The 9,277-nt window shown below is 46.5% G+C and carries 7 protein-coding genes; all 7 read left to right on the plus strand.

Going from position 1 to position 9,277, the window contains the following annotated elements:
• Nucleotides 1–128 precede the first annotated feature (128 nt).
• Complete coding sequence (locus Q0307_RS12065; protein WP_298660905.1) at nucleotides 129–947, plus strand: methyltransferase domain-containing protein; 819 nt, start codon at nucleotides 129–131, stop codon at nucleotides 945–947.
• Nucleotides 944–1,384: a ribonuclease HI gene (rnhA, locus tag Q0307_RS12070; RefSeq protein WP_298660907.1), complete on the plus strand. Its 441-nt coding sequence runs from the start codon at nucleotides 944–946 to the stop codon at nucleotides 1,382–1,384. The genes Q0307_RS12065 and rnhA overlap by 4 nt, the downstream gene beginning before the upstream one ends.
• Complete coding sequence (gene dnaQ, locus Q0307_RS12075; protein ID WP_298660910.1) at nucleotides 1,381–2,088, plus strand: DNA polymerase III subunit epsilon; 708 nt, start codon at nucleotides 1,381–1,383, stop codon at nucleotides 2,086–2,088. Before rnhA ends, dnaQ begins: the two co-directional genes overlap by 4 nt.
• A gap of 77 nt (nucleotides 2,089–2,165) precedes the next feature.
• Nucleotides 2,166–2,780 carry a DUF2238 domain-containing protein gene (locus tag Q0307_RS12080; protein WP_298660912.1) on the plus strand — a complete coding sequence of 205 codons (615 nt, stop codon included), beginning with the start codon at nucleotides 2,166–2,168 and terminating at the stop codon, nucleotides 2,778–2,780.
• A 236-nt stretch (nucleotides 2,781–3,016) separates the two neighbouring features.
• A complete protein-coding gene (aceE, locus tag Q0307_RS12085; RefSeq protein WP_298660914.1) occupies nucleotides 3,017–5,716 on the plus strand; it encodes a pyruvate dehydrogenase (acetyl-transferring), homodimeric type in 2,700 nt (899 codons plus the stop codon).
• Nucleotides 5,717–5,727: 11 nt separating this feature from the next.
• A complete protein-coding gene (locus Q0307_RS12090; RefSeq protein WP_298660916.1) occupies nucleotides 5,728–7,341 on the plus strand; it encodes a dihydrolipoyllysine-residue acetyltransferase in 1,614 nt (537 codons plus the stop codon).
• Between the two features lie 14 nt (nucleotides 7,342–7,355).
• The gene (gene lpdA / locus Q0307_RS12095) at nucleotides 7,356–9,110 is read left to right on the plus strand and encodes a dihydrolipoyl dehydrogenase (protein WP_298660918.1); all 1,755 of its coding nucleotides are present in this window, start codon (nucleotides 7,356–7,358) and stop codon (nucleotides 9,108–9,110) included.
• The last annotated feature ends 167 nt before the right edge of the window (nucleotides 9,111–9,277 follow it).

Consider the following 9,277-nt stretch of genomic DNA (forward strand, 5'->3'; position numbering starts at 1 on the left):
CAGTTTATTTGTTTGTAGTTGTGTTTCTCTGCCCGGAATGTCAGATTAAGATTTTACCTACTTTGATTGCCCTGCTTGCTGACTTGTTATTAAGCAAATTGCAGTTGACTATAATATGTATTGATTGAATGAACAAGAAAAAAGCAACAACTGTTGTTTTAACCCATCCTGTTGCTTCGGTTGAACAGCAAATAGACCAATTGCAGAGTTGGTATAGTACTGTGGAAGGTAAGTATGTGCTGACGGAGTTGCGCCAACTTGTCACCACGATGACTGAAGATGTGTTCGGCTATTATGCGTTGGAGCTAGGCTTGATGGTGGAGCATTGTAATTTATTAGATGCTTCGCGTATTAGCACTCATATTAAATTGTCCACTAATCCTCATTCTACTATTGCAGATACGATCACCAAAGCTGAAGCCTTGCCAATTGGTTTTAATGAGATTGATTTAGTAGTGGGCTGCCATGTTTTAGATTATGCCCAGTCCCCCCATCATGTCTTGCGGGAGATTGAACGTGTCTTAGTTCCAGAAGGACATTGTGTGTTAATTAGTTTCAACCCATGGAGCTTGCGTGGTTTAGGGCAAGCTTGGAATTACTTAAGTCGAGTGTCTGATCGCCCTGCGATGTATACCAAACGCCGGATTCGTGATTGGTTTGGGGTTTTAGGCTTTGAGATGTTAGGGAGCTATACGCTAGGCTTTCGCCCTGCCATAGGGCGTGATAATGTTTTCAAGCACTTAGCATGGATAGATCATTTAGGGCGAAAATATCAGCTCCCCTTCGGCAGCGTGCAAATCATCCACGTGCGTAAACAAGTATCACGTCTCATTCCAATTAAACCGTTGATACGTCCTACCCAAAAACGTTTAAGCCCAAGCATGGCGGTTAATACAACTAGCAGCCATCACTGTGCAGGCTCTGAGAAAAAGAGAATCGAAGCGTGAAAAAAGTTGAGTTATATACGGATGGCGCTTGCCGGGGTAATCCGGGGCCAGGTGGTTGGGGAGTGCTGTTGCGTTATGCTGAGCAAGAGCGAGAATTATATGGTTATCAAGCGACCGCTACTAATAATCAAATGGAGTTGATGGCGGCAATTCGAGGCCTAGAAGCCTTAAAACAGCCCTGTGAGGTGACCTTAACGACCGATTCTAAATATGTTTTGCAAGGTATGACCGAATGGTTAGCAGGTTGGAAGCGTAAAGGCTGGAAGAGTGCGAGTGGTCAACCTGTCAAGAATCAAGATCTATGGCAACGCTTAGATATAGCCGCTCAGCCACATAAGATTACATGGAGCTGGGTACGTGGGCACACAGGCCATCCCGACAATGAGCGCGTAGATGGTCTAGCGAATAGAGCGATTGATGAGAGGAAATCAGTATGACACGCCAAATTATTCTCGATACTGAAACTACCGGTTTAGACCCGAAAGAGGGGCATCGTATTATTGAAATTGGTTGCGTAGAAATGGTAAGCCGGCGTTTGACCGGCAATAATTTTCACTTCTACTTACAACCAGATCGGGAAATTGATGCTGAAGCAATTGAAGTTCATGGTATCACCAACGAGTTTTTGGCAGACAAGCCACGCTTCAAAGATATTGCCGCTGAGTTTATTGCTTATCTCACAGGTGCTGAGTTGATTATTCACAATGCACCCTTCGATATTGGCTTCTTAAACTATGAGTTAGCTCAACTGACTGAGCCTTATCAAGCGCTTACGGATTATTGTACCGTGGCGGATACACTAGTGATGGCGCGGCAAATGTATCCGGGGCAACGAAATAGCTTGGACGCTTTGTGTCGGCGCTATGAAATCGATAATGGGCATCGTACTTTGCACGGCGCTTTATTGGATGCTGAAATCCTTGCGGATGTTTATCTGGCTATGACCGGTGGGCAAGTTAGTTTGCAACTAGGTGGAGAGGTAGATGATGGCCGTGGCTCCAGAGGAACTGGAGCAGCGATTCGACGCATTGCGGCAGGGCTTAATTTGCCGATTTTGTGCGCTACTACAGAAGAGCTAACAGCACATAACGAACGCTTAGCTGCCATTCAAAAGTCAGCAGGTAAGTGTTTATGGATCTAAAGCTTGCAGCTGAAATTTATTTTTGCTTTTAACCTATTGAAAATATAGATAGTTTTTAAGAAAAATGGGGCTAGAATATGGCGATACGAAGTCTTTGGCTAATTATTTTCTTGGTTATACTCATTTGGTCAGCCATCAGCCCACATGACTACTTCACTTGGTTCTTAGAGGTTCTTCCCGCTTTAATTGGTATTGTGGTTTTAGCCGTGACACGCCAAAGTTTTCCACTGACACCGCTACTTTATACACTAATTCTGATTCATTGCTTGGTCTTAATGGTGGGAGGGCATTACACCTATGCTGAAGTCCCCTTATTCAATGATTTTAAAGCGTGGTTTGGCTTTGAGCGCAATAACTACGATAAGCTTGGACACTTTATGCAAGGCTTTGTACCAGCTTTAATTGCTCGAGAACTGATTGTTCGTAAAGGAATTATTCCAGAACGATTCTGGATGAACTTTTTTATTATCTGTTTTTGTCTAGCTTTTAGTGCTTTTTATGAGTTGATTGAATGGGCAGTAGCCAGTGCTACAGGTGATTCGGCAGAAGCCTTCTTAGGGACGCAAGGTTATATCTGGGACACACAGTCAGATATGGCTTTAGCACTAATCGGTACTATTTTAGCCTTATTCTCGCTTAGTAAATGGCATGACCAACAGCTAAGGCGCTTTTTTAAAGTAAACGGTCAGTAGCTTTAAGTATTTAAAAATTATTTGATGTTTTTAAATAATTGATTTTTAAATTATTATTATTTTAACCTGTAAAAATAAATAGGTTAGATGCTCAGCTTGTGGCTTTTCAAAGTTTATCTGTGTAGTATGCCTCCCCTATAGGGATATAAGAGGGGAGCGGTGATATATCCCGTCAAAAATAACTACACAAAAAGTGACTAGACCGCTCCTAACCTTTCAGTGCTAGGAGATTCTTAATGAGCCATGACCCGTTAGACCACGACCCACAAGAAACCCAAGAATGGCAAGAGGCCATTGATGTGGTGGTTGAGCGTTCCGGTGCGGATCGCGCCCGCTATTTACTGCATAAAACCATAGAAACGGCATCCGAGGCTGGTGTTGAGCCGCCAGATATGCACACTCCCTATATCAATACTATCCCTGTCGATCAGCAGTCTGCTTATCCAGGTAATTTGGAGTTGGAGCGGCATATTCTGCGCGCTTTGCGCTGGAATGCGACGGCGATGGTGGTACGTGCGAATCGCAAGCCTGCTGAACCCGGTGGGCATATTGCCTCCTTCCAATCCTCGGCGATTATGTATGAAGTGGGCTATAACCACTTCTGGAAAGGTCACGGTCATCCAAATGGCAGTGATATGCTGTTTATTCAAGGGCATACTGCACCGGGAACTTATGCCCGTGCGTTTGTGGAGGGGCGATTTAACGAAGAGCAACTAGAAAATTTCCGTATTGAATCCAAAGGTAAAGGCTTATCTTCCTATCCACACCCTTACTTAATGCCAGACTTTTGGCAGTTCTCAACGGTATCAATGGGCTTAGGCCCGATTATGGCCATTTATCAGGCACGGTTTTTAAAATATTTAGAGCATCGCGGTTTTGCCAAGATTGCTGATAATCATGCGGAAGGCCGTAAGGTATGGGCGTTCTTAGGTGATGGCGAGATGGATGAGCCAGAATCTCAAGGTGCAATTTCTTTAGCTTCCCGTGAGCGCTTAGATAATCTGGTCTTTGTAGTGAACTGTAATCTGCAACGCTTAGACGGCCCAGTGCGCGGTAATGGCAAAATCGTCCAAGAATTGGAAGGCAACTTCCGGGGCGCAGGTTGGAATGTCATTAAAGTCTTATGGGGTTCAGGCTGGGATCGTTTACTGGCTAAAGATACCAATGGCTTATTGCGTAAGCGCATGATGGAAGCCGTTGACGGCGAATATCAAAACTTTAAAAACAAAGGGGGTGCTTACACACGTGAACACTTCTTTGGTAAATACCCTGAGCTATTAGCAATGGTCGCGGATATGACCGATGATCAAATCTATTATGATTTGCTGCGGGGCGGCCATGACCAAGAAAAGGTTTATGCGGCTTATCACAATGCAGTGAATACGGTAGGTCGTCCGACCATTATCCTGATGCATACGGTTAAAGGTTATGGCATGGGTGAGGCAGGCGAGGGGATGAATATCAGCCATCAACAGAAAAAGCTGAGTTCTGACCAATTACGCAAATTACGTGATCGCTTCCGTATTCCTGTGACCGACGAGCAGGTTGAGAATGCTTCCTTTTATAAGCCGGCTGCCGACTCTTTGGAGATGAAATATCTGCATGAGCGTCGTCAAGCTTTAGGTGGATATTTACCGAATCGCCCACAAAACTTTGAAACTTTAGCTGTACCTGAGTTGCGGGAACTGTTTGATGCTCTCTTGAAAGATACGGGCGAACGTACCATGTCTACGACGATGGCGATGGTGCGTGTGATGGTTGCAGTAGCACGGCATAAAGAATTGGGGCCACGTTTAGTGCCAATCGTACCGGATGAATCCCGTACCTTTGGGATGGAAGGCATGTTCCGTCAAGTAGGGATCTACGCGCCAGATGGTCAGCTCTATGAGCCAATGGATGCGACCGATATTATGCCCTACCGCGAATCCGCCAAAGGACAGTTATTGCAAGAGGGCATTAACGAAGCGGGTGCGATGTCTTCATGGATTGCGGCAGCGACTTCTTATGCGAATAATCATAAGATGATGATTCCGCTGTATATCTACTACTCGATGTTTGGTTTCCAACGGATTGGTGACTTGGCTTGGGCAGCGGGTGATATGTTAGCACGTGGTTTCTTAGTGGGTGGTACCTCAGGGCGCACCACATTGAATGGCGAGGGCTTACAGCATCAAGATGGACATAGCCAATTATTCGCAGGCTTTATCCCCAACTGTAAATCCTATGATCCAACCTTCGCGTATGAAGTAGCAGTCATTTTCCATGATGGTCTGCGTCGCATGTACCAAAATGGTGAGAATGTATTCTATTACATCACCACACTAAACGAAAACTACAGCATGCCAGCAATGCCTGCAAATGCTGAAGAGGGCATTATTAAAGGCATGTATGCTTTCCGCAAGGCCGATGGGAAGGCTAAGCATCAGGTGCAACTGATGGGGTGCGGCTCCATCTTACGTGAAGTGATTGCAGCCGCTGATCTACTGAAAAATGATTGGGATGTGGATGCTGATATTTGGGCGACCCCAAGCTTAAATGAGGTCGCACGTGATGGAGCGGCTTGTACTCGTTGGAATCTCTTACATCCTGATCAAGAAGAGCGCCAATCATGGATTGCTCAATGCTTAGAAGGCACTGAAGGCCCTGTGATTGCTTCGACGGACTATATCCGTACCTATGTTGATCAAGTGCGTCCTTATGTGAATAAGCCTTTATATGTCCTAGGTACTGATGGTTTCGGGCGCTCTGATAGCCGCCAAGCCTTACGTCATCATTTTGAAGTGGATCGTTATTACGTGACTGTCACTGCCCTAAAAGCTTTAGCGGATGAACAAAAATCCTCGAAAGCCAAAGGCAAAATTACTGCGAAAACTGTATTAGAAGCGATGGCGAAATACGGTATTGATCCTGAAAAGCCTAACCCACTGTACGCCTAAGGAGAGTGTAAATGAGTAAAGAAATCAAAGTACCGGATATTGGTGATTTCAAGGAAGTGACCGTCATTGAGCTGCTCGTGAAGGTGGGTGATACCATAAAGATCGATGACCCGCTCATTACTTTAGAATCTGACAAAGCCTCAATGGATATTCCAGCTTCTCAAGGCGGTGTTGTTGAAGCGATTAAGATTAATGTGGGCGATAAAGTTTCAGAAGGTAGCCTGATACTCTTATTGAAAGATGCAGGTGAGGCGAGCGTTAATGTCGCTTCTGCTCCCGCACAACCGAAAGTCGCAGGTGGTGTAGCACAAGCGACTGAACCCGTGGCAGGTGTGAAGGAAATTAAAGTGCCAGATATTGGCGACTTTAAAAATGTCAGTGTCATTGAAGTTCTAGTGCATGTTGGGGATGTGATTAAGCCGGAAGATTCCTTGATTACCCTCGAATCGGATAAAGCTTCAATGGAAATCCCTTCGCCGAAAGGTGGCAAGGTCAAGGAAATCAAAATCGCAGTGGGTGATAAGGTTTCTGAAGGTAGCCTGATTTTGTTGCTCGAAGTGGAAGGTGTTGCACCAGCGGAAGTGACTAGTTCAGCATCTGCTGTAAGTGCTCCAGTTCAAGCGGTGGCTGCGCCCATCGTTAGTACTGGCAATGATGATGCTTTTAAACGGGCTTATGCTAGCCCGTCGGTGCGGCGGATTGCGCGTGAATTAGGTATTGATCTTGCCCAAGTTGCGGGTACAGGGCCGAATGGGCGGATTACTGAGCAAGATGTGCGTGGCTTTAAAGCGGGTGCTGTGCTTGTCGCTCCGTCTGCAAGTACGCCTGCTGCAAGTCCAGCACCAGCCAGTACTCCATCAGTTTCTGCTCCGGCGAGTTCTGGTATGGGGGGAGTGCAGTTCATTACCCAACCGGATTGGAGCAAATTCGGGGCAGTCGAAACGGTTCCAATGTCGCGCATTGGCAAACTCTCTGCCAAGCATTTACATCGCGCTTGGTTGACCGTGCCTCAAGTTACCCATTTCGATGAAGCGGATATTACTGAGTTAGAAGCTTATCGCAATAGTATGAAAGATAAAGCCAAATCGATGGGCTTTAACTTCACTCCACTGGTATTCATGATGAAAGCAGTGGCAGCAGGCTTGAAAGAATTCCCGAAATTCAACTCAGCTTTAGCAGATGATGGCGAGAACCTGATTCAACGCAAGTTCTACAATATTGGTATTGCAGTCGACACGCCCGATGGTTTAGTTGTGCCGGTGATCAAAGACGTGGATCGCAAAGGCTTATTTGAGCTTGCCCGTGAACTCGGCGAAGTCTCCAAAAAAGCGCGGGAAGGCAAGCTTAAGGCAGCGGATATGCAAGGTGGTTGCTTCTCCATTTCTAGCCTCGGTGGGATTGGGGGCACGAATTTCACGCCAATTGTGAATGCACCTGAAGTCGGTATTTTAGGTTTGACCCGTGCGCAGGAGCGCTTAGTACGCAAAAATGGTGAAATCGTGGATCGTCTCATTCAGCCCTTGGCGGTGTCTTATGACCATCGGGTGATTGATGGTGCTTATGCGGCGCGCTTTGTGAGCCACCTTGCGTTTGTATTGTCTGATGTACGCAATCTAATTCTGTAATCGGGAGAATCTAAATGAGTCATGTAATTGAAGTAAAAGTGCCCGATATTGGCGATTTCAAACAGGTGGATGTGATTGAGATTCTCGTCAAAGTCGGCGATAAAGTTGCTGTTGATGACGCTTTAATCACTCTCGAATCAGATAAAGCGTCGATGGATATTCCCTCGACACATGCAGGCGTGGTGAAGGAGCTGAAAATCGCGTCTGGACAAAAAGCGTCTGAAGGCACGGTCATTTGTTTAATGGAAGTTGAAGAGGCTGCAGCTAAAGCTGCTCCAGCACCAGTTGCAAGTTTGCCTGCTACAGCTTCATTGACAGCACCAGCCGCTAGCCAACACAGTGGCACAGCCGATGTCACTTGCCAAATGCTAGTCTTAGGTGCTGGCCCTGGTGGTTATACCGCTGCCTTCCGTGCCGCCGATTTAGGCATGCAAACCGTATTGGTTGAACGTTGGGCGACTTTGGGAGGGGTATGCTTAAACGTAGGTTGTATTCCTTCTAAAGCCTTATTGCATGCTGCCAAAGTGATTGATGAATCGCATGAGTCCAGTGATTTCGGGATTGAGTTTAGCCAACCTAAAATCGACCTCGACAAACTGCGCACATGGAAAGAGAAAATCGTCGGGCGCTTAACCGGTGGACTAAATGGTTTAGCCAAGCAGCGCAAGGTGCAAGTAGTAAATGGCGTTGGGACATTCCTCGATCCTAATCATGTGGAAGTGGTTGGTAATGATGGTAAGAAAACCATCGTGCGCTTTGAAAAGGCAGTGATTGCAGCCGGTTCTGAAGCGGTAAAATTGCCCTTCATTCCAGACGATCCCCGTGTGATTGACTCTACTGGTGCGTTGGAATTGAAAGATATTCCTAAGCGTATGTTGGTCATTGGTGGCGGGATTATCGGCTTAGAAATGGCGACGGTGTATCACTCGCTCGGTAGTAAAATTACCGTAGTGGAAATGCTCCCTAGTATCGTCGCAGGGGCGGATAAGGATATTGTGAAGCCTTATCAAGCCCGTATCCAAAAGCGCTATGAAGCGATTTGGTTAGAAACGCGGGTGACCAAAGTCGAAGCTACCCCAGCAGGGATGAAAGTCACTTTTGAAGGCAAACATGCCCCTGCTGAACCGCAAGTCTATGATCGCGTATTAGTTGCAGTCGGACGTACCCCGAATGGCAAGCGTATTGGCGCGGAAAAAGCGGGTGTCGCAGTGGATGAGCGCGGTTTTGTGCAAGTAGTTGATTCACAAATGCGCACCACCCAAGCACATATCTTCGCGATTGGTGACATTATTGGTCAACCGATGCTTGCGCATAAAGCGGTACACGAAGGCAAAACCGCTGCCGAAGCAGCCTCTGGTTTACCGAGCCACTTTGATGCACGGGTGATTCCATCAGTCGCTTACACTGACCCCGAAATTGCTTGGGTGGGTGTAACTGAGGAAGAGGCTAAAGCTAAGGGTATGAAGATTGGCAAAGGTGTGTTCCCTTGGGCAGCCAGTGGTCGCGCTTTATCTTTAGGGCGTGAAGAAGGTATGACCAAGCTGATCTTCGACGAGGAAACTGACCGCGTGATCGGTGCAGGCATCGTCGGTGTCAATGCGGGCGATTTGATTGCTGAAGTTGCATTTGCCATTGAGATGGGTGCGAATGCTTCCGATATTGGCCTGACGGTGCATCCGCATCCAACGCTTTCAGAAACAGTAGCCATGGCGGCGGAAATGTTTGAAGGCTCGATTACGGATTTGATTGCGCCGAAGAAACGGCATTAAAGCTGAATAGTGTGAAGCGAAGAAAGGCGGGGTGACTCGCCTTTTTTATATCGCTAGCAACATAGCTTTCACTTAGTGATCTAAAACTGATCCATTTTCCCTAAAGAATTATGCGGTCATGCACCAGAAGAGTTGAAAAACATCTGATTAATGAATTCGCCAATGAC

It is taken from the genome of uncultured Thiothrix sp. (assembly GCF_937873765.1).
Lineage (GTDB): Bacteria > Pseudomonadota > Gammaproteobacteria > Thiotrichales > Thiotrichaceae > Thiolinea.